The sequence below is a fragment of the Pseudodonghicola sp. genome (genome assembly GCF_048268305.1).
Lineage (GTDB): Bacteria > Pseudomonadota > Alphaproteobacteria > Rhodobacterales > Rhodobacteraceae > Pseudodonghicola.
In genome coordinates this window covers 361,973-386,544 of record NZ_JBLWVT010000004.1, presented here as the reverse complement: position 1 = coordinate 386,544, position 24,572 = coordinate 361,973, and the positions used below count along the sequence as shown (strand labels likewise).

Below are 24,572 nucleotides of genomic sequence, written 5' to 3'. Positions count from 1 at the left end.
GTTTCTCAGCTCAAGGTCGCGCGCCCGTCGGAAAGGACGGGGGCATCCCTTTCTTTCGCACGAGCCGCGAAGGCGACGCCATCACCGGTTTGCCAGAAGTCGAACACCAGGGTCTCGCCGGGATAGAGCGGGCCGCTGAAGCGGGCGGCGAAACTGGCCATCCGCGCCGGATCGCCGCCGCAATACTGTTCCAGCACGGTCATGCAGGCGATGCCGAAGGTGCAGGCGCCATGCAGGATCGGCCGGTCGAACCCGGCGGCCCGGGCGACCTCGGGCAGGCTGTGCAGCGGATTGCGGTCGCCCATCAGCCGGAAGAACAGCGCCTGATCAGCGCGCGTTGCCACCTCGACCGTTGTCTCGGGCGCCCCCTCGGGGGCGGGGTGGCGCGGCGCGTCCTCACCACGCGAACCGCCGAAGCCGCCGGCGCCGCGCACGAAGAGGTTGGAGGAGGAGGTGAAGATCACCCGCCCCTCGCGCAGCACCTCGGTCCGGTGACGGATGATGGCGGCCTTGCCCTCGCCCTTGTCGGTCAGCCCGACGATCCGGGCGGCGATATCGACCTCGCCCGCCGGTGCGAAGGGTTCGGCAAAGGTCAGCTCCAGCCCGCCGTGAACGACCATGGCCAGATCGACCCCGGCCGCGTCCATCCAGGAATCGTTGAAGGCCAGATTCTGCCCGAAGGACGGCACCACGCGCTGCCCCTGTTCCTGCGCCAGCCCCAGATCCGCACCCAGCCCGGCCCCTAAGGACAGCGCATAGAGCAGCGTGTCGCGGTCGTCATAGGTCACGCGGCGATCAGGGATTTCGAGCCCCATGAGCAGGTCGGCATTCAGCGGCATGGCGGTCTCCCGTGCAGATTGATCCCCGTGACGATGCCATTGGAGTTTAAATATTGCAATAGGGTTCCAGAATGTGAAACATCTCAGCCTGTCACCGGGCTGGGGAATGCCCGGATTATCAGCACGCGGGCCAGAACAAATCGCCCGCCCAGTCGTGAAGGAGACAGCATGCGTCGGTCGGTCATCGTGGCGACAGCCAGAACCCCCATCGGCAAGGCCTATCGCGGGGCCTTCAACAACACCTCGGCCCCGGCGATGGCGGGCCATGCGATCGCCCGGGCGCTGAGTCGTGCCGGTGTGGCGGCCGATCGGGTGGAAGAGGTGGTGATGGGCGCCGCCCTGCAGCAGGGCACCACCGCCTTCAACGTCGCCCGCCAGGCCGCGCTTGCCGCCAGCTGCCCAGTCAGCGTCGCCGCCCATACCGTCGACCGGCAATGCGCCTCTGGCCTGACCTCGATCGCCGCCGCGGCGCATGGCATCGCGCTTGAAGGGCAGGAGGTCGTGGTCGCCGGCGGGGTCGAATCGGTCTCTCTGGTGCAGAACGACCACATGAACGGCTTTCGCACCCGCGACGCCGGGCTGATGCAAAGCCACCCGGCGCTCTATATGTCGATGCTGGAGACGGCAGAGATCGTGGCAGAGCGCTATGGCATCAGCCGCGCGGCGCAGGATGCGCTGGCGCTGAGTTCGCAACAGCGCACCGCCGAAGCGCAGGCCGCCGGCCGGATGGCGGCCGAGATCGCGCCGATGGCGGTGATCAAGCTGGTCAAGGGCGAGGATGGCACGCCGATCGAACAGGCCGTCACCATCGCGCAGGACGAATGCAACCGGCCGCAGACCACCGCGGCCGGGCTGGCCGAGCTGAAACCGGTCTTCGCCAAGGGTCAGGTGATCCAGCAGGGCCAATGCGTCACCGCCGGCAACAGCAGCCAGCTTTCCGACGGGGCGGCGGCGCTGGTGCTGATGGAGGAATCGCTGGCCGAGAAGCAGGGGCTGGCGCCTCTGGGCGCCTTCCGCGGCATCGCCGTGGCCGGTTGCGAACCCGACGAGATGGGGATCGGCCCGGTCTTCGCCATCCCGAAGCTGTTGAAGGCGCATGGCCTCAAGATCGAGGATATCGACCTTTGGGAGCTGAACGAGGCCTTCGCCAGCCAGGCGATCTATTGCCGCGATACCCTGGGCATTCCGGACGACCGGCTGAACGTCAGCGGCGGTGCCATCGCCATCGGCCATCCCTACGGCATGTCGGGGGCCCGCATGGCCGGGCATATCCTGCATGAGGGCAAACGGCGCGGGGCGAAATACGGCGTCGTCACCATGTGCATCGGCGGCGGCATGGGCGCCGCCGGCCTGTTCGAAATCTTCTGAGGACCGCACCATGACCAAGACGTCTTGCGTGAGCTGGACCGCCGAGGGCGATCTGGCCGTCATCACGGTGGATCATCCCCCGCTCAACCTGCTTGCCGCTCAGGTGCGGCAGGGGATCGCCACCGCCCTGGCCGAGATCGCCCGCGACCCCGCGCTGAAGGCGGCGGTGCTGCGCTGTGCCGGCAAGGGGTTCTTCGCCGGCGCCGATGTTTCGGAATTCGGCGGCGAGATCGCCCGGCCAGACCTGCCCGATCTGGTGGCGCAGATTGCCGCTTTCCCGAAACCGCTGGTGGCGGCGATGCATGGCACGGCCCTTGGTGGCGGGCTCGAGGTCGCTCTGGCCGCGGCCGCCCGGGTGGCCGCGCCAACCGCCCAAATGGGCCTGCCCGAAATCAGGCTGGGGTTGATCCCCGGTTGCGGCGGCACCACCCGACTGACCCGGCTGGCCGGCGCCGCCGTGGCGCTTGATCTGGTGACCTCCGCCCGCAGCATCGGCGCGGCGGAGGCGCAGGCGCTCGGCATCGTCGACGAGCTGCCCCTCGGCGATCTGCTCGACGCCGCCAAGGCGCTGGCCCGGCACTTGACGCAGGCCGGCATCGCCAGCCCCGCCCCTGCCCCGGCCCCAGCCGCCACCGAGCTGATCGAGACCTTCCGCCGCAAGAACGCCCACAAGTTCCGCGGCCAATCGGCCCCGGCCGAGGTGATCGCCTGCGTCGAGCGCGCCACCAGCCTGCCGCTCGACCAGGCGCTCGCGGCCGAGACCGCCGCCTTCCACCGGCTGGAACAGGGCCCACAGTCGAAGGCCCCGCGCCACGTCTTCTTCGCCGAGCGCGAGGCGCGCAAGCTGCCCGATCTGCCCGAGGGCACCGCGCCGATCAACGTAGAGACCGTGGGCATCCTCGGCGCCGGCACCATGGGGCGCGGCATCGCGATGAGCTTTGCCAATGCCGGCCTTGCGGTCACCCTGCTCGATACCTCTCGGGCCGGGCTCGACCGTGCGGTCGAGGCCATCGCCGCCACCTATGCCCGGCAGGCCGGTCGCGGCCAGATCACCGAGGCGGAGGCCGAGGCGCGCCGCGACCGGATCACCCCGACGCTCGAGATCGCCGATCTCTCACCCTGCGATCTGATCGTCGAGGCGGTCTTCGAGGTGATGGAGGTCAAGCAGAGCGTGTTCCGCCAGCTCGACCGCATCGCCAAACCGGGGGCGATCCTGGCCACCAACACCTCCTTCCTCGAGATCGGCAAGATCGCCGGCGTCACCGCGCGCCCCGATCATGTCCTGGGGCTGCACTTCTTCTCTCCCGCCCATGTGATGAAGCTGCTGGAGATCGTGCGCGGCGCCGAAACCGCCCCCGAGGTGCTGCTGACGGCGGTGGAGCTGGCGCGCAGGATCGGCAAGGTCGGCGTGGTGGTCGGCGATTGCCACGGTTTCGTCGGTAACCGCATGCTGGCCCGCCGTCAGGCCGCCGCCGGCGCATTGATCCTGGAAGGCGCGCTGCCCTGGCAGGTGGATCGGGTGCTCTTTGATTTCGGCATGCCGATGGGCCCCTTTGCCATGGCCGATCTGGCCGGGCTCGACCTGGGATGGGATCGCGAGACCTCCTCGGGATCGACCATCGAGGAATGCCTGTGCGAGGCCGGGCGATTCGGCCAGAAGACCGGCGGGGGCTATTACGACTATGACGAGACCGGCCGCGCCACCCCGTCAGAGCTGACCGAACGTCTGCTGATCGACCTTTCCGCCCAAAAAGGCATCACCCGCCGCGACATCGGAGAGGCTGAAATCCTCGCCCGCTGTCTCGACCCGATGATCGAGGAGGGCCGCAAGATCCTGGCCGAAGGCGTGGCCGCGCGCAGCGGCGACATCGATACCATCTGGGTCAATGGCTATGGCTGGCCGGCCTGGACCGGCGGGCCGATGTACTGGGCCGATCACCGCGAGGGATGACCCCCGGGCGCCGGGCGGCGCCGCCCGGCGGGCCGCTCAGCGCCGCGTGTAACCAAGCTGCGCCGAGAACAGATCGGCCTGTTCGCGCACGATTTTCTTGCAGGCCTCAAAGCTCTCCCCCCCGACCCTCGTGGTCGGCAGGGTGATGCCGATGATGCAATGCACCTTGCCGTCACTGCCGATGATCGGGGCGGATACGCCGCTGACCCCTTCGTCATATTCATCAAAGGCGGTTGCGATCCCCGTCGCCACCGCCTCTTCGACATTCTTCCGCAGGTCGGCGAGCCGGGTGATGGTCTTCGGGGTGAATTGCTGCAACGGGCGTTTCAAATTCTGCAACTTCTCCTCGGTGTCGACCATGAGGAAGGCCTTGCCCAGCGAGGAGCAGTGAATCGGCGACCGCGACCCGATCGGCGAGACGGTCTGAATCGCCTGAGAGGAAGCGGCGCGATCGACGATCACCACATCCTTGCCCTCCATGATCGCCAGCACCGCCGGCTCGTCGGTCTCGCGCGCCAGCGTGTCCAGATAGGGCCGGGCGATATTGCGGACGTCGAGCCGCTGGAACGCACGCACCCCGATCTGCCACATCTTGGTGGTGATCATATAGCGCCCGTTCGGTTCGTCCTGCTGGACATAACCCAGATTCCTGAGCGATTCGAGCATGCGATAGGCCGTGCTCTTGTTCATCCCGGCATCCCGCGACAGCTCGGACAGCCGCACCGGCGTGTCATAGGTCGACAGCAGTTCGAGCAGGCGCAACGCCTTTCCCACAGTTCCCGACACTCAAGTCTCCTCAACAGCAGCGATCCGTTTCGACGCTTTATCAGCCATGCGCCCGGGAATGGAAACAGTTCCCTCTCGTCCAACCTTTCGGCATCCGAAACCAAATCCCGGGCATCGACACGGCAGAGCGCGGCGGAAAGACAGAAATCTTCCGCGCCCAGCTTGACAGGTTATCCAAAATAATAAAACCTCATTTCGAATATTAAAACGTTCGAACTCAAGGTGGCCGCGACGGGCCGCCCTGGCACCGCCGGGGCCCACGCTGTTCCGGCCGGAAAGGAAAACCGGATGTCTCTCCTGATTACTGACGAACAGCGGATGGTGGCCGAGGGCGTGCGCGCCTTTGTCGAGGCCGAGCTGCAGCCGCACGAAAAGCTGGTGGAAGAGCTGGACCAGGTCCCGGACGAGCTGTTCGACGAGATCCGGAAGAAAGCGATCGCCGCCGGCTATTACGCGATCAACATGCCCGAAGAGATGGGCGGCGGCGGCCTGGGCCAGTCGCTGCGCTGCATGGCCGAGATCGAGTTCGGCCGCACCAGCCGGGCGCTGCATGTGATCTGCAACCGCCCCGCCCCGATCCTGAAGGCCTGCGAGGGCGACCAGATCGACACCTATCTGAAACCGGTGATCACCGGCGAACGCTGGGAATGCTTCGCCCTGACCGAACCGGGCGCCGGATCGGATGCCCGCCAGATCGCCACCAAGGCGGTGCGCGACGGCGACGATTACGTCATCAACGGCGAGAAGATCTTCATCACCATGGCGATGAAGGCGGATTTCATCATCCTCTTCGCGGTGACCGGCGTCGACGACACCCCCAAGGGCCCGATGAAGCGCATCACCGCCTTCCTGGTCGACAAGGACACCCCCGGCATCACCGTCAGCCCGATCGGCGTGGTCGGCAACCGTGGCATGAAATCCTGCGCCATCTCCTTCTCGGACGTCCGTGTGCCGGCCCGCAACATCCTGGGGCAAGAGGGTGGCGGCTTCCAGATCGCCAAGAACTGGATCTTCTCGGGCCGCATCATGCTGGCCGCCAATTGCGTCGGCGTCGCCGAACGCGCCATGGGGATCGCGGCGAAATACGCCAATACCCGCAAGGCCTTCGGCAAGACCATCGGCCAGTTCCAGGGCACCGCGTTCAAGCTGGCCGACATGGCGATGGAAATCCACGCCACCACGCTGATGGTGCTCGACGGCGCCGCCAAGATGGAAGCCGGGACCATCACCCAGCGCGAGGCCTCTCAGGTCAACCTCTTCGGTTCGGAAATGGCTGGCCGGGTCACCGACAATGCGATGCAGATGCTGGGCGGCATGGGCGTCACCAAGGAATGGCCGATCGAGCGCATGTGGCGCGACGTCCGGGTCGAGCGGATCTGGGAAGGCACCTCGGAAATCCACCGCGACATCATCTCGAAAGACGTGCTGCGGGAATTCCCGGCATGACCCGACCGTCGCGCATCAAGACCGAGGTCAAGGGCGAGGTGCTGGAGATCATCTTTGATCATCCGCCCGCCAATGCCTTCGACCAGCAGGCCAGCCGCGATCTCGACGCGGCGTTGACCCGGCTGAACGACGACCCCGCCCTGCGGGTGGGGATCGTCACCGCCACCGGTGACCGGATGTTTTCGGCCGGATGGGATCTGAAGGCGGTCGCCGCCGGTGACGATGGCGAGGATTTCGGCCCGCACGGCTTCATGGGGCTGAACCGTCACGACATGCTGAAGCCCGTGATCTGCGCCATCAACGGTCTGGCGGTCGGCGGCGGCTTCGAATTCGCGCTGAACTGCCAGATCGTGCTGGCCGCCCCGCATGTCGAATTCGCCCTGCCGGAGCTTGCCCGCGGCTTCATCCCCGAGGCCGGCGGCCTCTGGCGGGCGCATCGCAAGCTGCCCGGCAACATCGCCTCGGACCTGTTGCTGACCGGGCGGCGAATGGGGGCGGAGGAGGCCAAGCACTATGGCTTCGTCAACCGCATCGTCCCGCGGGACGAGCTGATGACCGTGGCCCATGAGATCGCGGCGCAGATCATCACCGGTGCGCCGCTCGCCGTGGCCGCCCTGCTGGAGGCCACCCGCGAGGTCGAGATGCTGCCCGATCAGGCGGCCTTCGAGAAAATCCTCGGCGGCCTGCCCGCGCGCGACCGCATGCGCGCCTCGGAAGACTTCAGCGAAGGCCCCCGCGCCTTTGCCGAGAAACGCGCGCCGCGCTGGAAAGGGAAATAAGTCATGATGAACTTCGATCTGAGCGACGAACAGCGCCTGATGCGCGACAGCCTGCGGACCTTCCTGCTGAAGGAATGCCCGCCGGACTATGTGCGTGAGTGCGACGAACAGGAAAAATTCCCGTTCGAACTCTATGACAAGCTGGCCGCCACCGGCTGGCTCGGCCTGCCGATCCCGGAACAATACGGTGGCATGGGTGGGACCTGCACCGATCTGGCGGTCTTCCTGGAAGAATTCGCCATGCATTTCGAGGCCGGCGCCAATATCTTCTATACCACCATCGTGATCGCCACCGACGCGCTGGTCCATTTCGGCACCGAAGAGCAGAAGATGGAGCTGCTGCCGAAGCTGGCCCGCGGCGAGATTCGCTTCGCCTTCTCGCTGTCGGAACCGAACTCGGGCTCTGACGCCGCCTCCCTGCGCACCCGCGCGGTGCTCGAGGGCGACGAATGGGTGATCAATGGCCAGAAGATGTTCTGCTCCTGCGCGCAGGAGGCCGATTACATCCTGCTGATGGCCCGTTCGGACGCGGAGGCGCCCAAGCACAAGGGCATCACCATGTTCCTGCTCGACCCCAAGACCCCGGGGGTGGAGATCCGCAAGCTGAAAAAGCTGGGCCTCAAGCCCATGGATCTGAACGAGATCTTCCTCAAGGACGTGCGCCTGCCCAAGGACGCGATCATCGGCGGCGCCAATTCCGGCTGGCTGAACGCGCTGAAGACGCTGGATTACGAACGCTGCTGCCTCTCGGCGGTGAACGTCGGCGCCGCGCAGAGCTGCCTCGACAAGATTCTGAAGTACACCGACGAGCGCGAGCAATTCGGCCAGAAGATCAACAGCTTCCAGCTCACCCGCGCGAAACTCGCCGACATGCATATGGAAATCGAGGCGGCGCGGCTCTTGCTCTACCGCTCCTCGAACCTGGTGGACCGGGGCATTCCCAACAACAAGGAAAGCGCTGTCGCCAACCTCTATTCCTCGGAAACCTATGTGCGCGCGGCGCTCAACGGCATGCGGATGATGGGCGGCTGGGGCTATCTGATGGAATTCGACATGCAACGGCATTTCCGCGATTCCAAGCTGGCCGAGATCGGCGGCGGCACCTCGGAAATCCTGCGCATCATCATCTCGCGCGAGCTGACGAAATGACCAAGGACGCGCGCCATTCCGACCGTTTGGGCACCCTCGCGGTGCACGCCGGGCTGGACCCACGGGCCAATGAGGGCGCTGTGAGCATGCCCATCTATCAAAGCGTCACCTTCGCCGCCCCCGATACCGAGGGGCTGGAGGCGGTGAACAGCGGCAGGGCGCGCGGCTTTGTCTATTCGCGGGTACGAAACCCCACCGTGATGGCCGCCGAGCAACGGCTCGCGGCGCTGGAGGGGGCGCAATCCGCCGCCCTCTTCGCCTCGGGCATGGCGGCGGTGACCGGGGCGCTGGCGCCGCTGTTGCAGGCCGGCGACGAATTGGTCGCCCTGCCCGATATCTATGGCGTCACGCTGCGCTATTTCACCGAGCTTCTGCCGCGGCAGGGCGTCACCGTCCGTTGGGCCGCCTCGCTGGCGCCCGAGGATGTCGCCGCCTGCATCACCGAAAAGACCAAGGTGATCTATGCCGAAACCCCGACCAATCCACTGGTGCGCATTGTCAATCTGGCGGCGCTCGCGACGATCGCCCATGCGGCCGGCGCCAAGCTGGTGGTCGACGGCACCCTGGGCGGGCCGATGAATCAGCGCCCGCTGGAACTGGGCGCCGATCTGCTGATCCATTCGGCGACCAAATACCTCAACGGTCATGGTGACGTTCTGGCCGGCGCCGTCTGCGGCACGCGGGCCGAGTTGCGCGCGGTGCGGTCGTTTTCCCAGGCCAACGGCGGGGTGATGGACCCACATGCCGCTTGGCTCCTGATGCGCGGCATGGCGACCTACAGCCTGCGGATGGCGCGGCACAACGAGAACGGCCAGCGGCTGGCGGCGTTCCTTGCCGCCCACCCGGCGGTCGGCAAGGTCTATTACCCGGGCCTGCCCAGCCACGACGACCACGCGCTGGCGGTCAAACAGATGACAGGTTTCGGCGGGTTGATGTCCTTCGAGATGGCCAGCCCCGAGGCCGCCCGCCATGTGGTCGACGCCACCCGGCTCTTCGCCATCGGCCCCTCGGTCGGCGGCGTCGAAAGCCTGATCAGCCAGCCGGGCAATACATCGCATTATTCCGTTCCGCCCGAGACGCGGCGCGAGATGGGGATCGGCGACACGCTGGTGCGCATCTCTGCCGGGATCGAGGAGGCGGAGGATCTGATCGAGGATCTCACCCAGGCTTTGGAGGGCTGCAAATGACCGATCTGGTGATCGCGAACGGCACCGTGGTTCTGCCCGAGGGCACCACCACCGCCGACATTCTGATCAAGGGCGAAAAGATCAAGGCCATCGTCGATCCCGGCACCGGGACGGGCGACCGGGTGATCGACGCCAAGGGCAAGATCGTGCTGCCCGGCGGGGTCGACCCGCATGTGCACCTGCTGGTGGGCTTCATGGGGCAACGCTCGGTCTATGACTTTGAATCGGGGGGCATCGCGGCACTCAGGGGCGGCACCACCTCGATCGTCGATTTCGCGCTGCAACGGCGCGGCAAGTCGATGCTGGCAGGCCTTGCCCATCGCCGCAAGCAGGCCGATCCGGTGGTCACCGTCGATTACGGCCTGCATCTGATCGCAACGGACGTGAACGAAGAGACCCTCAGGGAACTCGCCGGGCTGCGCGCCGCGGGCGTCTCCTCCCTCAAGGTCTATACGGTCTATGAGGAAGACGGGCTCAAGCTGGAAGACGGCCAGCTCTACCGGCTGATGCAACAGGCCGCCAAGGACGATCTGATGATCGTGCTGCATGCCGAAAACGCCGGCATCGTCGAGAACCTGCGCGCCGAGGCCATCGCCAAGGGCCATACGGAACCGCGCTGGCACGCCCTGACCCGGCCGCCGATTTCCGAGATCGAGGCGGTGTCGCGCGCCATCCTCTTTTCCGAGGATACCGGCTGCGGCGTCCATATCCTGCACCTTGTCGCCAAAGGCGCCCTGCCGCTGGTCGAGGCCGCCCGCAAGCGCGGCCTGAAGATCACGGCAGAGACCTGCACCCATTACCTCGCCCTCACCGACGAGGCGCTGGAGCGCGAGGATGGCCATAACTTCATCCTCAGCCCGCCACTCAGGGACGCCGACAATCAGGCCGCGCTCTGGCAGGCGCTGGCCGGCGGCGTGCTCTCGGCCGTGACCTCGGATGAAGTATCCTATTCCGCCGCCGCCAAGGCGCTTGGCCTGCCCTCCTTCGCCGATGTCGCCAATGGCGCCCCGGGGATCGAGATCCGGCTGCCGATGCTCTATACCCTCGGCGTCGATCAGGGGCGGATCAGCCTCGATCAATTCGCACGGCTCACCTCCACCTGGCCGGCCGACATTTTCGGCATCGGCGACCGCAAGGGCCGGATCGCGCCCGGCTATGACGCCGATATTGCCATCCTCAACCCCGAGCGGCGGCAGGTGATCAGCCCCGACAGCGATTATGGCGACATCGGCTATAACCCCTATTCGGGAATCGAGGTCACGGGGATGATCGACACCACGGTCCTGCGCGGCCGCGTGGTGGTCGAGGATGGCGAATTCCTGGGCGAGGCCGGTCAGGGCCGGTTCCTGGAACGTGGCACCTCGGTCCGGCCCGTGCTGTGATGACCGACCCGCTCGCCCCCATCGCCGGTCTGATCGCCGATTTTCAGGCGCTCTCTGCCATCGGGCGCGATCCCGATGGTGGCTGGAGCCGCCCGGCCTTCGGCCCCGAGGATTGCGCCGCGCAGGAGTGGTTTCTGTCCCGCGCCCGCGAGATGGGGATGAGCGCGCGGCTCGACGCCTTCGGCAATGCCGTGGCCCGCACACCCGGCACCGGCCGCGCGGTGGCGCTGGGGTCGCATCTGGACACGGTGAAGAACGGCGGCGCCTATGACGGTGCGCTGGGGGTGCTGGCGGGGCTGGAGATCGCGCGGCGCGCCATGGCCGCCGGCAATTGGGCCCGACCGATCGAGGTGATCGCCTTTCGTGACGAGGAGGGCCGCTTCGGCCCCTTCACCGGCAGCCGGGCGATGATCGGCGGCTTCACCCCCGACGATCTGGCGCAGAAGCGCGGCCAGGACGGCAAACCGCTGATCGAAGCGATGGCAGAGGCGGGCTTCGATCCCGCCCGGGTGCAAGAGGCCGCCCGAGATTTCAGCGATCTGCACTGCTATTTCGAGCTGCACATAGAACAGGGTCCGGTGCTGGAAGCCTGCGGCGACGCGGTGGGCATCGTCACCGCCATCGCCGGGCAGGAACGCTTCTCGATCCGCTTCACCGGCCAGCCCGACCATGCCGGCGCCGCCCCGATGGACCTGCGCCGCGACGCCTTCGCCGCCACCGCCCGTTTCGCCGATCGTTTCCGCGACATGATCCTGGCCGACCCCAGCGACACGCTCAGGGGCACCATCGGGGTGGTCAAGCTGACGCCGAACCAGGCGAATGTAGTGCCCGGCGAAGTGCGGCTGGCGCTGGAGATCCGCGACACCGATGCCGCCGCCCTGAGCCGGGCCGCGGCGGCGACCGAGGCGCTGGTGGCCGAGACCGGCGCCGCCTTCGGCTGCGAGACCAAGGCGCGCAACATCTATCGCGAGGCGCCGGTGGCATTGTCACCCGACCTGCGGGAGGCGCTGGAGGCGGCGGCCCGGGTGCATGGCATTGCCCATGGCCGGCTGCCCTCGGGCGCCAATCACGACGCCGGCATCCTCGCCCCCCACCTGCCGGTGGCGATGCTCTTCGTGCCATCCAAGGACGGGCGCAGCCATTGCCCCGAAGAACATACGGACTGGGCGCCGATCGCCCAGGCGCTCGCGGTGCTGGAGGACGCCGTGCGCCAGATCGCGGAGCGGGAATTGTGACACATCAGGACGCCATGCAACCGGCCATCCCAGCCCTTCGGACCGGCCCCGAGTCGCCCTTCTGGCCCGAGGGTTTCGCGGCGCATCTGGATTTCCCGGCGGGCAACGCCTTCGGCAATCTCGACCGCTCCGCCAGCCGCTGGCCGGATCGCCCGGCGCTGTTCTACTATGGCCAGACCACGCGTTACGCAGACCTCAAGGCGCGGGTCGAGGCGCTGGCGGGCTATCTGCGCCACCTTGGGGTGAACCACGGCGACCGGGTGCTGGTCGATCTGCAGAACTCACCGCAATTCGTCACGGCCTTCCACGCCGTCCTGCGCGCCGACGCGGTGGTGGTGCCGATCAACCCGATGAACATGACCGAGGAGCTGGAGCATTACGCCAGCGACAGCGGCGCCCGCATCGCCATCCTCGGTGATGAACTGGTCGACCGGTTCCGCCCGCTGATGCCGCGCCTGCTGGATCATCTGATCGTCGCCCATTACGCCGATGCCGCCCCGGAGACGCCCGAGGATCACCTGCCCCCGGTGATGCTGGAGCCACGCGCGCCGCTGATCGCCGCGACCGAGACCGATTTCGAGGCCGCCATCGCCGCCAGCCACCTGCCCGCCCCCTATACAGCCACCAGCGAGGATATCGCGGTGATGCCCTATAGCTCCGGCACCACGGGCAAGCCCAAGGCCTGCATGCATCCGCATTCCACCGTGGTCTTCACCGCCGCGGCCCAGGCCAAATGGTACGGGCTGAGCGAACAATCGGTGCTGACCTCCTTCATGCCGATGTTCCATGTCGCCGGCATGCAGGCCTCGATGAGCGCCGGTCTCTTCGCCGGCGCCGCGCTGGTGATCATGACCCGTTGGGACCGCGACATCATCCCGGCGCTCTTCACCCGCCACCAGGTCACCTGGTGGAGCGCCGCCCCCACCATGATCGTCGACGTGATGGCGAGCGAGAATTTCGATCCCGCCTGTCTGGCCCATGTCACCGTGCTGACCGGTGGCGGCGCCTCGATGCCCGCTGCCGTGGCGCTGGAGCTGCGCGACCGTTATGGGCTGGAGTTCTGCGAGGGCTACGGGCTGACCGAAACGATCTCGGCCACCCATATCAACCCGGTGGCCCGGCCCAAGCCGCAATGCCTCGGGCTGCCGATCTTCGACACCTGGTCGATCGTGGTCGACCCGGAGACGCTGGCCGAACTGCCGCAGGGCGCGCTGGGGGAAATCCTGATCTCCGGCCCGCAGGTGATGGCGGGATACTGGAACCGCCCCGAGGCGACCGAGGAAACCCTGATCACGTTGCAGGGCCGGCTCTGGCTCAGGACCGGGGATCTGGGATACGTTGACGAGGAAGGCTATTTCTTCATCGTCGACCGGCTGAAGCGGATGATCAGCGTCTCGGGCTTCAAGGTCTGGCCGGCGGAATGCGAAACCCTGCTTTACCGTCACCCGGCGGTCAAGGAATGCTGCGTGATCTCTGCCCCCGATCCCTATCGCGGCGAAACCGTCAAGGCGCTGATCGTGCTGAAGCCGGGCCAGAGCGAGCGCATCGACGCCAAGGCGATCACCGATTTCGCCCGTGCACATATGGCGGCCTACAAGGTCCCGCGCATCGTGGAATTCGTCGCCGAGCTGCCGCAATCGGGCAGCAAGAAGGTGGATTGGCGCGCCCTGCAACAGGCCGAATGGAGTGACAAGCGATGACCGATCAGATCTGGTACGAGGATTTCATCCCCGGCGCGGCGCTGACCTCTGCGCTGCGCCGCATCACGGTTGCGGATATCGACGGCTATGCGGCGCTGACCGGCGAACATCACCCCGTCCATATGGACGAGGATTTTGCCCGCGCCGCCGGGTTTCAGGGCCGCATCGCCCATGGGCTGTTCAGCCTGGCGCTGATCGAGGGGCTGAAATCGCAACTGGGGGTCTTCGAGCGATCGGTCACCGCCTCGCTCGGCTGGACCGACATCAAGTTCAGCGCGCCGCTCTATCCCGGCGAGGATGTCTATCTGCGGCTCGAATTGGTCGAAAAGCGGATGGCCTCGAAACCCGGGCGCGGGCTGGCCACCGAACGCGGCATTCTGCTCAAGGCCGACGGAACCGAGGTTGTCAGCGGCGATCATCTGATCTTTCTTCTGTGCCGACCCGAGGGCGAGGCGCAGGCATGATCCGCCCCGCCCGCATCCCGCCGCAAGAGGCCCGTCCATGAGCAAGATCATCTGGCGCATCCTCAGTTCGATCCCCACCCTCTTCGGGGTGCTGATCGCCACCTTCCTGATCACCCGGGTGCTGCCGGGCGATCCGGCGGTCTTCTTCGCCTCGAACCCGGCGATGTCGAACGAGGATGTCGAGAAAATCCGCGCTGCCCTCGGGCTCGACAAATCGCTGGTCGAACAGTTCTGGATCTACCTCGGCGCGCTCTGGCAGGGGGATCTGGGCATGTCGATCTCGACCGGCCAGCCGGTCGCCACCGAGATGCTGACCCGCCTGCCCGCTTCGGCCGAACTGACGGTCTTCGCCTTTTTCCTGGCGATCGCCATCTCCATCCCGCTGGGGGTGGCGGCGGCGCTGAAGCCCGGATCGTGGATCGACCAAATCTGCCGCATCGTCGCCACCCTCGGGGTGTCGATTCCCACCTTCGTCACCGGACTGCTGCTGATCTATCTGTTCTACTACATCCTCGGCGTGGCACCTGAGCCGACCGGGCGGCTCGACCCCTTCATGTTCAAGCCCGACACCGTCACCGGTTTCATCCTGATCGACGGGCCGCTGGCCGGCGATTGGGAAACCACCTGGGCCGCTTTCAAGCAGATCCTGCTGCCGGGGGTCACCATGGCGATCTTCGCGCTTGCTCCCCTGGCGCGGATGACGCGGGCGTCGATGCTGAACGTGCTGTCCAGCGAATTCATCCGCACTGCCCGGGCCAACGGGCTGACCCGGCGCAAGATCGTGATGAGCTATGCCTTCCGCAACGCGATGTTGCCGGTGGTGACCTCGCTGGGGATGACGTTTTCCTACATGCTGGGGGCCAACGTGCTGGTCGAGAAGGTCTTTGCCTGGCCCGGCATCGGCGCCTATGCGATGGATAGCCTGCTGTCGCTCGACTATGCGCCGTTGCAGGCCTTCATGCTGATCATGGCCGGCATCTTCCTGGCCGTGAACCTTGTCACCGACCTGCTGGCCGGGCTGGTCGATCCGCGTGCGGGGCTGAACTGATGGCGATTTCCCACTCCTCCCTCCGGCTGCGCGACCGGCTGTCCACCCTGGGCTACATCCTGTCCGAGAACCGACTGCATCAGGTCGCCTTCGGTCTTTTCGCCCTGCTGATCCTCGCCGCGCTCTTCGCGCCGCTGCTGGTGCCGCATGATCCGCTGGCGACCAACCCGCAGGATGCGCTGACGCCACCCTCGGCCACCTATTGGTTCGGCACCGACCAATTGGGCCGCGACGTCTTTTCCCGCGTGCTGGTGGCGACCCGGCTCGACATGCTGATCGCCTTCGGCGCGGTGGGGATTTCCTGCGTGGTGGGGTCGCTGATCGGCGCGGTGCTGGGCTATTTCGGCGGTGTCGTCGACACCGTGACCAGCCGTTTCGTCGACGTGCTGATGGCCTTCCCGCTATTTGTTCTGGCGATGGCGATGGTCGCCGCATTGGGCAATTCGGTGATGAACGTGATCTATGCCACCGCCATCATCAACCTGCCCTTCTACGTCCGGCTGGCCCGGGCCGAGGTCAACGTGCGCCGCAACATGGGCTATGTCGAGGCCGCCCGGGTCGGCGGATCGGGTCATGCCCGCATCCTGCTGGTCTTCCTGCTGCCGAACATCCTGTCGCCCCTGGTGATCCAGGCCTCGGTCAACCTCGGCTGGGCGGTGCTGAACGCGGCGGGGCTGTCGTTTCTCGGCATGGGGGTGCGCCCGCCCACGGCCGAATGGGGCATCCTGGTGGCCGAGGGCGCCCGCTTCATCGCCTCGGGGCAATGGTGGGTCTTCCTCTTTCCCAGTCTGATGCTGATGCTCGCCGTCTTCACCTTCAACCTGCTGGGCGACGCGCTGCGCGACATTCTCGACCCGAGGAGCCGGACATGAGTGTTCCCCCCCTTCTCTCGGTCCGCGATCTGACGGTCGATTTTCGCACCCGTCACGGCACCGTCCATGTGCTCGAGAATGTCTCTTTCGACATCGCCCCGGGCGAGATCATCGGCATCGTCGGCGAAAGCGGATCGGGCAAGTCGGTGACCGCCTTCGCGATCATGGGGATCCTCGACAAGGCCGCCCGCATCCTGTCAGGCGACATCCGCTTCGAGGGGCGCGACGTGATGGCGATGAGCGCCCGCGAACGCGACCTCTGGCGCGGCAAGGAGGCCTCGATCATCTTCCAGAACCCGCGCACGGCGTTGAACCCGATCCGGCCGGTCGGCCAGCAGATCGGCGACGTGATCGCCCGCCACACCCCCGCCGCCGCGGCGGAGGTGAAGCAAAAGGTGCTGGACGCGATGCGGCAGGTCCGCATCCCCGATCCCGAAAAGCGGATGAGCGCCTATCCCTTCGAGCTGTCGGGCGGGCTTTGCCAGCGGATCGGCATCGCCGCCGCCCTGGCCTGCCATCCGCGCCTGCTGATCGCGGATGAGCCCACCACCGGGCTCGACGTCACCACCCAGGCGGTGATCATGGATCTGATCCGCGATGTCGCCCGCGCCGGCAATCTCGGCACCCTGCTGATCACCCACGACCTGGCGCTCGCCTCGGAATATTGCGATCGCATCGTGGTGATGCACGCGGGCCATGTGGTCGAGACCGCCCCGGTGGCCGAGCTGTTCGCCCGCCCGCGCCATCCCTATTCCACCGGCCTGCTGGGCAGCGTGCCCTCGCTGGTCGACAGCGTCCATGATCTGCGCGCCATCCCCGGATCGCTGCCCGATCTGCGGCGCAGCGATCTGCCGCCCTGCCGCTTTGCCGGCCGCTGCCCGCGCCATCAGGCCAATTGCGACGCCCCCGGCCTGAGGCTGGAGGAGATCGCCCCCAACCACCTCGTCGCCTGCAGGAACCCGCTGTGAGCCAGACCCCGATCATCGCCATCGAACATCTGAAGAAGCATTTCGTGCTGAAGCATCGCAATACGCTGTCCGGGCGCGAGCCGGTCAAGCTGCACGCGGTCGACGATGTGACCCTGGCCATCCACCCCGGCGAGGCGCTGGGGCTGGTGGGCGAATCCGGCTGCGGCAAGTCGACCCTGTCGCGGGTGATCAGCCGGCTGCTCGATGCCAGCTCGGGACGGATGTTCGTCGAGGGCAAGGATGTGACGGCGATGTCGGCCTCGGCCTTCGCCAAATCCGACATGCGCAGCGACATCCAGATGGTGTTCCAGGACCCGACCGAAAGCCTGAACCCGCGCTTCAGCATCTTCGACCTGATCGCCGATCCGCTGCGCCAATTGAAACCGCCGAAATCCCGCGCCGAGCTGGTCGCCAAGGTCGAGGGCGCGGCCAGGTCGGTCAACCTGCCGCTGGAATTGCTGAGCCGGTTTCCGCATCAACTCTCTGGCGGCCAGAAGGCGCGTGTCGGCATCGCCCGGGCCATGGTGGTCGACCCCAGGCTTCTGGTGCTGGACGAGCCGACCTCGGCGCTCGATGTCTCGGTACAGGCGACGGTGCTGCAGCTTCTGGACAAGATCCGCCAGGAACAGGGGGTGGCGCTGCTGTTCGTCAGCCACGACCTGAACGTGGTGCGCCTGCTCTGCAGCCGGATCGTGGTGATGTATCTGGGCCAGATCGTCGAAAGCGGCGACACCGACCCGCTGTTTCACCGCCCGGCGCATCCCTATACCCGCGCGCTGCTCTCGGCGATCCCGACCCTGCGCGAAGGCGCCAAGCGCGACCGCATCAAGCTCGATGGCGATCCGCAAAGCCCGATCAACCCCAGCGGCACCCGTTGCCGGCTTTATGGCCGCTGCCCGGCGCAACAGGCGCTGTGCAATCAGGCCGAGCCCGAGCTGCGCCGGCTGCCCGACGGCCGGCAGGTCCGCTGCCATTTCGCAACCCCCGACGGCGCCGAATGACGCCGCCCCCGACATGCCAGAGACGGAGATTCACATGGCCAAGCTGACAACCCCGGTAAGCGAGATGGTGAAGAACGCCCGCGCCCGGATCGAGGAAATCGAAACCAAGGATCTGATCGCCATGCTCGACGATCCCGATGTCGTGGTGGTCGATCTGCGCGACGTGCGCGAAAGGCAACGCTCGGGCTTCATCCCCGGCAGCTTCCACTGCCCGCGCGGCATGGTCGAATTCTGGATCGACCCCGACAGCCCCTATTTCAAACCGATCTTCGGCGAGGACAAGAAATTCGTGTTTCACTGCGCCTCGGGCTGGCGCTCGGCGCTCAGCACGGCGACGCTGAACGACATGGGGTTCGAATGCGCCCACCTGCGCGAAGGCTTCTCGACCTGGGCCGACCAGGGCGGCCCGGTCGAATTCCCCGAACCGCACAAGTAACCGAACACTCCCCGTCACGGGAGGGGCAGAGCATCGCCCCCTTCGTGGCACTTGGCCCCGGACCCTGCATTCCGGGGCCTTTTTTGTCACAGCCCCGGACCGCGCGCGGTGATCCGCCACAGCGTCTCGACCCGGCCACCACGGATGCCCACGAACCAGTCGTGCAGGTTGCAGGTGGGGTCGCAATGCCCCGGCACCAACCGCAGCCTGTCGTTGATCCTGAGCGCGCCGGTGGGGTCGGCGATCTCGCCATGCTCATCGGAGCAGGCGGTATAGGTCACATCAGAGCGCCCGAAGACCACCGGCAGCCCGCTGTCGACCGATTGCGCCTTGAGCCCGGCATCACAGACCGCCTTGCCGGGTTTGGCGTGGCTCATCACCGAGGTCAGCAGGAACAGCGCGTTCTCGAAGCCGCCGGCATCGAGCCTGCCGCCCTCGGCATCCAGCACCTTGCCGTAATCCGCATCCATGAAGATGTAGGAGCCGCATTGCAGTTCGGTATAGAGGCCCGAGGCCGCCTCGAACGGGAAGCTCCCGGTGCCGGCGCCGGTGACCGTGGCGCACTCCAACCCCGCCGCCGACAGCGCCGCGACGGTCTCGCGGGCGATGGCGATGGACCGTTCTGCCGCAGCCGCCCGGCTGGCGTAGTCATAGATATGCTGCAGCGATCCCTGATAGGCCTGAATGCCGCGAAACGTCAGCCCCGGCGCCGCCGCGATGGCCCGGGCGATCGCCACCGCCTCGGCCGGCGTGGTCACACCGCAGCGCCCGGCGCCACAGTCGATCTCGACCAGACAGTCGAGCCTGGTGTCATGGCGCATCACCGCCGCCGAAAGCTCCGCCACATTGTCGATATCGTCGATGCAGCAGGTGATCCGGGTGCCCAGCCCCGGCAGCCGCGCCAGGCGGTCGATCTTGACCGGATCGCGGATTTCATTGGCCAGAAGGATATCGGGGATGCCGGCGCGGGCGAAATGCTCCACTTCGGACAGCTTCTGGCAGCAGATGCCCACCGCGCCATGGCCGATCTGGTGGCGGGCGATCTCCGGGCATTTGTGGGTCTTGGCATGGGGCCGCAGCGCGATCCCGGCGGCGGCGCAGACCTCCCGCATGCGGATCAGATTCCGCTCGAAGGCGTCAAGATCGACGATCAGGCAGGGCGTCTGCGCCTCGGCCTCGGTCATGCCGGGGCGGGCCGGCACCAGATAGCCCAGTTCGTGCAGGTCGTCTTCGGTCAGTTCCGGCATCCAAACGCTCCCTCGATGGTTCGGCTGGACCTTAGCCGCAGGCCGCGCCCGCTCGCCAGCCCGCGAGACAGAAAAAACCGGCGCCTGACAGGGCCAAGACGCCGGGAGATGCGCAAATGCGCGGGGAGTGATGTCAATGCGCGCGGCGCAGCCGGCTCAGCAGGTCGATGACCCCGCCGGGCGCCAGCCGCAGCACCAGGATCATCGCCAGCGCGATCAGGATGAAGCGGGCATCCTCCATCCCGCGCACCCCGGCCAGCGCCTCGGTTCCGAAGGTCAGCGCCAGGGCCGCGAAGACCGGGCCGATGATCGACCCGGCGCCCCCGATCAGCACCATGGAGAGCACAAGCGACAGGGTGCCGAAGCTGAAGACCTCGGGCGCCGCCACCCGCAGGTAGATGGCGTAAAAGCCCCCCGCCACCCCGGTCAGCACCGCCGAGGCGACCAGCACGGTGATCCGCTGCCGCGCCACCGAGATGCCGCGCGCGGTGGCGTAATCCTCGTTATCGCGCACCGCCCGCAGCGCCTTGCCATAGGGCGAGCGCGCAATCAGCAGAAGCGCCACGGTCGAGATCACCAGAAGCCCCAGCCCGACATAGTAATAGCCCAGCTTGAAATCGCGGATGAACTTATACTCTCCGATGCTGAGATAGGGCAGCCGCACCATGCCCTCGGCGCCGCCGGTGATCTGGCTTTGCGACAGCACCAGTTGCAGGGCGAGCTGACTGAAAGCGAAGGTCACCAGCACCACATAGATGCCCTTCAGCCGCGCCACCGGCAGGGCGATGATCAACCCCACCAGCGCCGCCGCCAAGCCGCCCAGCGGAATGGCGAGCCAGGGGGTCACCCCGGCGGTCTTGGCCAGGATCGCGGCGGTATAGGTGCCGACCCCGAAGAAGGTCAGATGCCCAAAGTTGAACAGCCCGCAATAGCCCAGCGTCAGATCCCAGTTCGAGGCCACCACCGCGAAGATGAAGGCGATGATGAAGAGGTGTCGGATATAGGGATCGCTCACCACCAGCGGCACGCAGACAAGGACGAGAGCGGCCAGAAGGCTCGCGATCAGATAGGTCCGGTTCATGGCTCACCCCCTCCCGAACAGGCCATTGGGCCGGAAAATCAGCACCAGGATCATCACCAGGAAGATCACCGATGGCGTCCAGTAGAGACCGAGCCAGAGGATCAGGAAGGCCTCGAGAAACCCGATCACATAGGCGGCGCCGGCAGTCGCACCGAGGCTGCCGAGCCCGCCGAAGATCACCACGATCATCGCCTTGACCAGCGGATCGGCGCCGAGCGACGGCGTGATGAAGCGGATCGAGCCCAACAGAACGCCGCTGAGCCCGGCGAGCCCGGCCGAGAGCCCGAAGGCGATGGCATAGGCGCGCGGCACGTTGATGCCGATCAGCGCGGCGCTGTCCTGGTTCTGGCCGACCGCGCGCAGGCTGCGACCCACCCGCGTCCGGGTTGCGAACCACCAGAGCGCCAGCAGCACCGCCGGCGCCAGAACGATGATCAGCGCCTCATGGGACGAAACCACGGCGCCGGCGATCGACACTTCACCGGTGATGATCCGCGGCAATTGCTTCAACCGCGCGCCCCAGATGATCTGGGCGCCCTTCTCGATGATGATCATCGCCGACAGCGTCGTCATCACCGTGATCAGCATCATGTTGCGGCTGCCATAGAAGGGGCGGACCAGCAAAAGCTCGATCAGCACCCCGGCGATGACCGAGACGCCGATGCCCGCCACCAGCCCGGCGGCCAGCCCCAGCCCGGCCGCCTCGCTCACCGTCCAGGCGACATAGGCGCCCAGCGTCATCAGCGCGCCATGGGCGAAGTTGAACACCCCGAGCGTGGTCCAGACCAGGCTCAGCCCCGAGGCCATCAGCGCATAGAGCGATCCCAGCAGCAGTCCCGAAACAAGGGTGGCGATCAGCATGTCGCTCATTCCTGCGCGCCTCCGAAATACATCTCCATGATCTCCTGATGATCGGGGGCGTTGGCCGCGTCGATCTCGCGCGCGATCTCGCCATGTTCGACCAGATAAAGCCGGTCGGTCAGCGCCAGCAGGAATTGCACGTCCTGTTCCACCACGATCAACGGAATGCCGGTCTTGCCGATGGCGCCGATCGCCTCGGCCAGTTCCTGTTTCAGCCGCGGCGACAGGCCCAGCGTCGGTTCGTCCAGGATCAGCAGCCGCGGGTTGCACATCAGCGCGCAGCCGATCGACAGCATCTGGCGCTCGCCGCCCGAAAGCGTCTTGGCAAGCTGCCGGCGCCGCTCGGCCAGGCGGGGGAACAGGGCATAGACCTGATCCAGCGCCGCCTTCGCCCCGCCACGGGCGCGCTTGACGAAGGCCGACAGCTCCAGCGTCTCGGCCACACCCATATCGCCAAAGAGCGTATTGCCCTGCTGCGCATGCACCAGCCCCAGCCCGACGATATCCGAGGGCGGCGCGCCGGTGATGTCCTGCCCGTCGAATTGGATCCGCCCCGTGCTCGGCGCCATCAGGCCCGAGACGGTGCGCAGCAGCGTGGTCTTGCCATGCCCGTTCGGACCGAAGAGCCCGATGCTCTCGGTCGCGCCGACATGGGCCGAGACGCCGCGCAGCACCGGCACCGCCCCATAGCCCGCGTGAATGTCGGTGAGGGTCAGAAGCGTGCTCATGCCCGGCTCCCCAGATAGGCCTCGATCACGTCGGGGTCGCGGACGACCTCGGCCGGATCGCCCTCGGTCAGCACCTGCCCCTGGTTCAGCACCAAAAGCCGCTGGCTGACCGACAGCAGAAGGCTCAGCACATGTTCGATCAGCAGGATCGCGACGCCCGAGGCGTTGACCGCCACCAGCAGCGCATCAAGCGCGGCGATCTCCGGCCGGGTCAGCCCCGAGGCCGGCTCGTCCAGCATCAGCATCCTGGGCTTGGCCACCAGGGCGGAGCCGATCATCAGTTGCTTCTTTTCATAGACCGACAGATCGCCCGAGGGCAGATCGCGCCGCGCCTCCTCGAGCGCCACCAGGTCGAGCGCGGCCTCGGTCGCCCGCCGCGCCGCCGCGCCGGACAGGCCACCGGCATAAGAGGAGCCCAACATCACGGTTTCGCGGGCCGACAGATCGGGGAATTCCGCGTCCTTCTGAAAGGTCCGCGCCAGACCGCCGCGCGCGATGCGATGGGCGGGCCAGCCGTCGATGCGCTGGCCGGCGAAATGGATCTCTCCCGCGGTGGGCGCGAAGGGAATGCCGGTGATCAGGTTGAAAAGCGTGCTCTTGCCCGAGCCGTTCGGCCCCGCGATGCCGAAGATCTCGCCCTCGGTCACCGAAAAGCTCACGTCCTGCACCGCGCGCAGCCCGCCGAAGGTCTTGCAGGCGCCCCGCACGTCGAGAAGTGGCATTGCCATGATCTGTCCCCCTTGGGCCGGGCCGGGGCGCGCGATGGCCCCCGCCCGGCGGATTGGTTCACTTCATCCAGGCCGGCTGGGTGAAGGCGCCGGTGGCATATTGCGCCGGGGCGAAGAGCACGCGCTTGCCGTCGACGATCTGATAGAATTGCAGCGGCACGCCCTCGTCGCTTTGCACCGAGAGGTGGGTGGCGGGGTCAAAGCTGATGTGGCCCATCGCGGTCTGCTTCTGGGTGGCGCCGAGCGCCGCGCCGATGGCGGCGCGATCGGCTGGATCGCCCACCTTTTCCAGCGCGTCGGCATAGATCATCACCTCTTCATAGAGCATGACGCCATAGCCGCCCGGCGTGGTGTCATAGGCGGATTTGTACTTGCCGATGATCTCGCCGGCGCGGGGGTTCGACGGCGTGTCCAGCACGCCCCCCAGCATGTTATAGACCACGCCCGAGGATTTCTCCTTGGTCAGCTCCAGGAACTCCGGCACCGAGGGGGCGTATTGGATGAACACCAGGCTGTTGGTCGGATCCTCCATGAACTGGTTCATGAAGGTGGCGGCGTTGCCGGGGATGTAATCGGTATTGATCAGCAGCGCCGGCGGATCCTGCCGCACCCGCGACAGAAAGCCCCGCCAATCGTTGATTTCGCCGAAGGGCAGCAGTTCGTTCTCGGTGATCTCCCAGCCGTCGTCGGTGAAGGCCTTGGTCATGCCCTCGGCGATAGTTTTGGAATAGGGGTTGTCGGAGGAGATGATGGCCACCTTCTTGTTCGGCAGCGTCAGCTTGCCGGCGGCGACCAGGCCGTTGATCACCGGCACGATGCCGGTGTTATAGCCGTCAAACGATGGCGTCAGCGACCAGACGGTGCCGAAGTCATCCGGGTTCGGCGCAATGATGCCCTCGGTCTGGGCCGAGTTGGCCGAGACCAGATAGGGCATCTCCATTTCGGCCATCATCTCGATCTCGAAATTCGAACCCGAGGCATAGCCGGTCACGATGGCGCCCATGTCACGGTCCGACAGCAACCGTTCGGCAGCGGTGGCGACCGCGTCGGCGGCCGCGTCGCCGACATCGCCAACCACCAATTCGAAGGTATGGCCGGCCACCCCGCCCTTGGCGTTCAGCTCGTTCACCGCAAGCTGGGCGCCCTTCACCATCTCCTGCCCGTCGGCGGCGGATTTGCCCGAGACCGGCGCCAGAACGCCGATCTTGACCACATCGGCCCCGGCGGCCAGCGGCAGCGCCGCCAGGGCCAGCGCCGCGACACTGGCCATCAGGGTTCTACGGTTGATCATCTCTTGGTCCTCTCTGTTGGCTTGC

23 protein-coding genes are annotated in these 24,572 nt (G+C 66.6%); 15 read left to right on the top strand and 8 right to left on the bottom strand.

The genetic code is table 11. From position 1 onward, the window contains the following. Nucleotides 1-5 precede the first annotated feature (5 nt). The gene (locus tag ACN0V4_RS09975) at nucleotides 6-839 is read right to left on the bottom strand and encodes a MaoC/PaaZ C-terminal domain-containing protein (RefSeq protein WP_417675566.1); all 834 of its coding nucleotides are present in this window, start codon (nucleotides 837-839) and stop codon (nucleotides 6-8) included. 168 nt (nucleotides 840-1,007) lie between these two features. On the opposite strand from ACN0V4_RS09975, the gene ACN0V4_RS09970 reads away from it, so the two are divergent. Together ACN0V4_RS09970 and ACN0V4_RS09965 are read left to right on the top strand one after the other, a co-directional pair. Then, on the top strand, nucleotides 1,008-2,207 hold the full coding sequence (locus ACN0V4_RS09970; RefSeq protein WP_417675564.1) for an acetyl-CoA C-acyltransferase: 1,200 nt from the start codon (nucleotides 1,008-1,010) through the stop codon (nucleotides 2,205-2,207). A 10-nt stretch (nucleotides 2,208-2,217) separates the two neighbouring features. After that, nucleotides 2,218-4,158 (top strand): 3-hydroxyacyl-CoA dehydrogenase NAD-binding domain-containing protein, encoded by a 1,941-nt coding sequence (locus ACN0V4_RS09965; protein ID WP_417675562.1) that lies wholly within the window; start codon nucleotides 2,218-2,220, stop codon nucleotides 4,156-4,158. A gap of 36 nt (nucleotides 4,159-4,194) precedes the next feature. On the opposite strand, the gene ACN0V4_RS09960 is transcribed toward ACN0V4_RS09965, so the two are convergent. Next, nucleotides 4,195-4,944 carry an IclR family transcriptional regulator gene (locus ACN0V4_RS09960; RefSeq protein ID WP_417675560.1) on the bottom strand — a complete coding sequence of 250 codons (750 nt, stop codon included), beginning with the start codon at nucleotides 4,942-4,944 and terminating at the stop codon, nucleotides 4,195-4,197. Nucleotides 4,945-5,232: 288 nt separating this feature from the next. On the opposite strand from ACN0V4_RS09960, the gene ACN0V4_RS09955 reads away from it, so the two are divergent. The 13 genes from ACN0V4_RS09955 to ACN0V4_RS09895 are packed head-to-tail and all read left to right on the top strand — an operon-like array spanning nucleotide 5,233 to nucleotide 18,611. Further along, entirely contained in the window at nucleotides 5,233-6,390 is a 1,158-nt protein-coding gene (locus ACN0V4_RS09955) for an acyl-CoA dehydrogenase family protein (protein WP_417675558.1), read from the top strand. Beyond that, nucleotides 6,387-7,169: an enoyl-CoA hydratase-related protein gene (locus ACN0V4_RS09950; protein ID WP_417675556.1), complete on the top strand. Its 783-nt coding sequence runs from the start codon at nucleotides 6,387-6,389 to the stop codon at nucleotides 7,167-7,169. The genes ACN0V4_RS09955 and ACN0V4_RS09950 overlap by 4 nt, the downstream gene beginning before the upstream one ends. Nucleotides 7,170-7,172: 3 nt before the next feature. Beyond that, the gene (locus tag ACN0V4_RS09945; protein ID WP_417675554.1) at nucleotides 7,173-8,318 is read left to right on the top strand and encodes an acyl-CoA dehydrogenase family protein; all 1,146 of its coding nucleotides are present in this window, start codon (nucleotides 7,173-7,175) and stop codon (nucleotides 8,316-8,318) included. Beyond that, nucleotides 8,315-9,505, top strand: coding sequence for a trans-sulfuration enzyme family protein (locus ACN0V4_RS09940; RefSeq protein WP_417675552.1), 1,191 nt, complete (start codon nucleotides 8,315-8,317; stop codon nucleotides 9,503-9,505). The genes ACN0V4_RS09945 and ACN0V4_RS09940 overlap by 4 nt, the downstream gene beginning before the upstream one ends. Further along, nucleotides 9,502-10,887 carry a dihydropyrimidinase gene (hydA, locus tag ACN0V4_RS09935; protein ID WP_417675550.1) on the top strand — a complete coding sequence of 462 codons (1,386 nt, stop codon included), beginning with the start codon at nucleotides 9,502-9,504 and terminating at the stop codon, nucleotides 10,885-10,887. The genes ACN0V4_RS09940 and hydA overlap by 4 nt, the downstream gene beginning before the upstream one ends. Continuing rightward, the gene (locus tag ACN0V4_RS09930) at nucleotides 10,887-12,122 is read left to right on the top strand and encodes a Zn-dependent hydrolase (RefSeq protein ID WP_417675548.1); all 1,236 of its coding nucleotides are present in this window, start codon (nucleotides 10,887-10,889) and stop codon (nucleotides 12,120-12,122) included. Before hydA ends, ACN0V4_RS09930 begins: the two co-directional genes overlap by 1 nt. After that, nucleotides 12,119-13,822, top strand: coding sequence for a long-chain-fatty-acid--CoA ligase (locus ACN0V4_RS09925; protein WP_417675546.1), 1,704 nt, complete (start codon nucleotides 12,119-12,121; stop codon nucleotides 13,820-13,822). Before ACN0V4_RS09930 ends, ACN0V4_RS09925 begins: the two co-directional genes overlap by 4 nt. After that, nucleotides 13,819-14,286, top strand: a complete 468-nt coding sequence (locus ACN0V4_RS09920; RefSeq protein ID WP_417675544.1) for a MaoC family dehydratase — start codon at nucleotides 13,819-13,821, stop codon at nucleotides 14,284-14,286. The genes ACN0V4_RS09925 and ACN0V4_RS09920 overlap by 4 nt, the downstream gene beginning before the upstream one ends. 37 nt (nucleotides 14,287-14,323) lie before the next feature. Further along, on the top strand, nucleotides 14,324-15,334 hold the full coding sequence (locus ACN0V4_RS09915; protein ID WP_417675542.1) for an ABC transporter permease: 1,011 nt from the start codon (nucleotides 14,324-14,326) through the stop codon (nucleotides 15,332-15,334). Continuing rightward, nucleotides 15,334-16,206 carry an ABC transporter permease gene (locus ACN0V4_RS09910; protein ID WP_417675540.1) on the top strand — a complete coding sequence of 291 codons (873 nt, stop codon included), beginning with the start codon at nucleotides 15,334-15,336 and terminating at the stop codon, nucleotides 16,204-16,206. Before ACN0V4_RS09915 ends, ACN0V4_RS09910 begins: the two co-directional genes overlap by 1 nt. Then, a complete protein-coding gene (locus ACN0V4_RS09905; protein ID WP_417675538.1) occupies nucleotides 16,203-17,174 on the top strand; it encodes an ABC transporter ATP-binding protein in 972 nt (323 codons plus the stop codon). The genes ACN0V4_RS09910 and ACN0V4_RS09905 overlap by 4 nt, the downstream gene beginning before the upstream one ends. Beyond that, the gene (locus ACN0V4_RS09900) at nucleotides 17,171-18,175 is read left to right on the top strand and encodes an oligopeptide/dipeptide ABC transporter ATP-binding protein (protein WP_417675536.1); all 1,005 of its coding nucleotides are present in this window, start codon (nucleotides 17,171-17,173) and stop codon (nucleotides 18,173-18,175) included. Before ACN0V4_RS09905 ends, ACN0V4_RS09900 begins: the two co-directional genes overlap by 4 nt. A 34-nt stretch (nucleotides 18,176-18,209) precedes the next feature. Then, entirely contained in the window at nucleotides 18,210-18,611 is a 402-nt protein-coding gene (locus tag ACN0V4_RS09895) for a rhodanese-like domain-containing protein (RefSeq protein ID WP_417675534.1), read from the top strand. A gap of 86 nt (nucleotides 18,612-18,697) precedes the next feature. On the opposite strand, the gene ACN0V4_RS09890 is transcribed toward ACN0V4_RS09895, so the two are convergent. The 6 genes from ACN0V4_RS09890 to ACN0V4_RS09865 form a co-directional block, all read right to left on the bottom strand. Further along, nucleotides 18,698-19,858, bottom strand: a complete 1,161-nt coding sequence (locus ACN0V4_RS09890) for a DSD1 family PLP-dependent enzyme (RefSeq protein ID WP_417675532.1) — start codon at nucleotides 19,856-19,858, stop codon at nucleotides 18,698-18,700. A gap of 133 nt (nucleotides 19,859-19,991) precedes the next feature. After that, entirely contained in the window at nucleotides 19,992-20,939 is a 948-nt protein-coding gene (locus ACN0V4_RS09885; RefSeq protein WP_417675530.1) for a branched-chain amino acid ABC transporter permease, read from the bottom strand. A 3-nt stretch (nucleotides 20,940-20,942) separates the two neighbouring features. Continuing rightward, on the bottom strand, nucleotides 20,943-21,809 hold the full coding sequence (locus tag ACN0V4_RS09880) for a branched-chain amino acid ABC transporter permease (protein WP_417675528.1): 867 nt from the start codon (nucleotides 21,807-21,809) through the stop codon (nucleotides 20,943-20,945). Beyond that, nucleotides 21,806-22,528: an ABC transporter ATP-binding protein gene (locus ACN0V4_RS09875; protein WP_417675526.1), complete on the bottom strand. Its 723-nt coding sequence runs from the start codon at nucleotides 22,526-22,528 to the stop codon at nucleotides 21,806-21,808. Before ACN0V4_RS09875 ends, ACN0V4_RS09880 begins: the two co-directional genes overlap by 4 nt. Further along, complete coding sequence (locus tag ACN0V4_RS09870; protein WP_417675524.1) at nucleotides 22,525-23,256, bottom strand: ABC transporter ATP-binding protein; 732 nt, start codon at nucleotides 23,254-23,256, stop codon at nucleotides 22,525-22,527. Before ACN0V4_RS09870 ends, ACN0V4_RS09875 begins: the two co-directional genes overlap by 4 nt. A 58-nt stretch (nucleotides 23,257-23,314) precedes the next feature. Further along, entirely contained in the window at nucleotides 23,315-24,547 is a 1,233-nt protein-coding gene (locus ACN0V4_RS09865) for an ABC transporter substrate-binding protein (RefSeq protein WP_417675522.1), read from the bottom strand. Nucleotides 24,548-24,572 lie beyond the last annotated feature (25 nt).

Bases quoted from the DNA above. Each gene is read 5' to 3' on its own strand.
- ACN0V4_RS09965 (WP_417675562.1), top strand. From the start codon at position 2,218: ATGACCAAGACGTCTTGCGTGAGCTGGACCGCCGAGGGCGATCTGGCC.
- ACN0V4_RS09870 (WP_417675524.1), bottom strand. From the start codon at position 23,256: ATGGCAATGCCACTTCTCGACGTGCGGGGCGCCTGCAAGACCTTCGGC.
- ACN0V4_RS09945 (WP_417675554.1), top strand. From the start codon at position 7,173: ATGATGAACTTCGATCTGAGCGACGAACAGCGCCTGATGCGCGACAGC.
- ACN0V4_RS09910 (WP_417675540.1), top strand. From the start codon at position 15,334: ATGGCGATTTCCCACTCCTCCCTCCGGCTGCGCGACCGGCTGTCCACC.
- ACN0V4_RS09970 (WP_417675564.1), top strand. From the start codon at position 1,008: ATGCGTCGGTCGGTCATCGTGGCGACAGCCAGAACCCCCATCGGCAAG.
- ACN0V4_RS09955 (WP_417675558.1), top strand. From the start codon at position 5,233: ATGTCTCTCCTGATTACTGACGAACAGCGGATGGTGGCCGAGGGCGTG.
- ACN0V4_RS09875 (WP_417675526.1), bottom strand. From the start codon at position 22,528: ATGAGCACGCTTCTGACCCTCACCGACATTCACGCGGGCTATGGGGCG.
- ACN0V4_RS09905 (WP_417675538.1), top strand. From the start codon at position 16,203: ATGAGTGTTCCCCCCCTTCTCTCGGTCCGCGATCTGACGGTCGATTTT.
- ACN0V4_RS09885 (WP_417675530.1), bottom strand. From the start codon at position 20,939: ATGAACCGGACCTATCTGATCGCGAGCCTTCTGGCCGCTCTCGTCCTT.
- ACN0V4_RS09930 (WP_417675548.1), top strand. From the start codon at position 10,887: ATGACCGACCCGCTCGCCCCCATCGCCGGTCTGATCGCCGATTTTCAG.
- ACN0V4_RS09895 (WP_417675534.1), top strand. From the start codon at position 18,210: ATGGCCAAGCTGACAACCCCGGTAAGCGAGATGGTGAAGAACGCCCGC.
- ACN0V4_RS09880 (WP_417675528.1), bottom strand. From the start codon at position 21,809: ATGAGCGACATGCTGATCGCCACCCTTGTTTCGGGACTGCTGCTGGGA.
- ACN0V4_RS09890 (WP_417675532.1), bottom strand. From the start codon at position 19,858: ATGCCGGAACTGACCGAAGACGACCTGCACGAACTGGGCTATCTGGTG.
- ACN0V4_RS09915 (WP_417675542.1), top strand. From the start codon at position 14,324: ATGAGCAAGATCATCTGGCGCATCCTCAGTTCGATCCCCACCCTCTTC.
- ACN0V4_RS09950 (WP_417675556.1), top strand. From the start codon at position 6,387: ATGACCCGACCGTCGCGCATCAAGACCGAGGTCAAGGGCGAGGTGCTG.
- ACN0V4_RS09865 (WP_417675522.1), bottom strand. From the start codon at position 24,547: ATGATCAACCGTAGAACCCTGATGGCCAGTGTCGCGGCGCTGGCCCTG.
- ACN0V4_RS09940 (WP_417675552.1), top strand. From the start codon at position 8,315: ATGACCAAGGACGCGCGCCATTCCGACCGTTTGGGCACCCTCGCGGTG.
- ACN0V4_RS09975 (WP_417675566.1), bottom strand. From the start codon at position 839: ATGCCGCTGAATGCCGACCTGCTCATGGGGCTCGAAATCCCTGATCGC.
- ACN0V4_RS09920 (WP_417675544.1), top strand. From the start codon at position 13,819: ATGACCGATCAGATCTGGTACGAGGATTTCATCCCCGGCGCGGCGCTG.
- hydA (WP_417675550.1), top strand. From the start codon at position 9,502: ATGACCGATCTGGTGATCGCGAACGGCACCGTGGTTCTGCCCGAGGGC.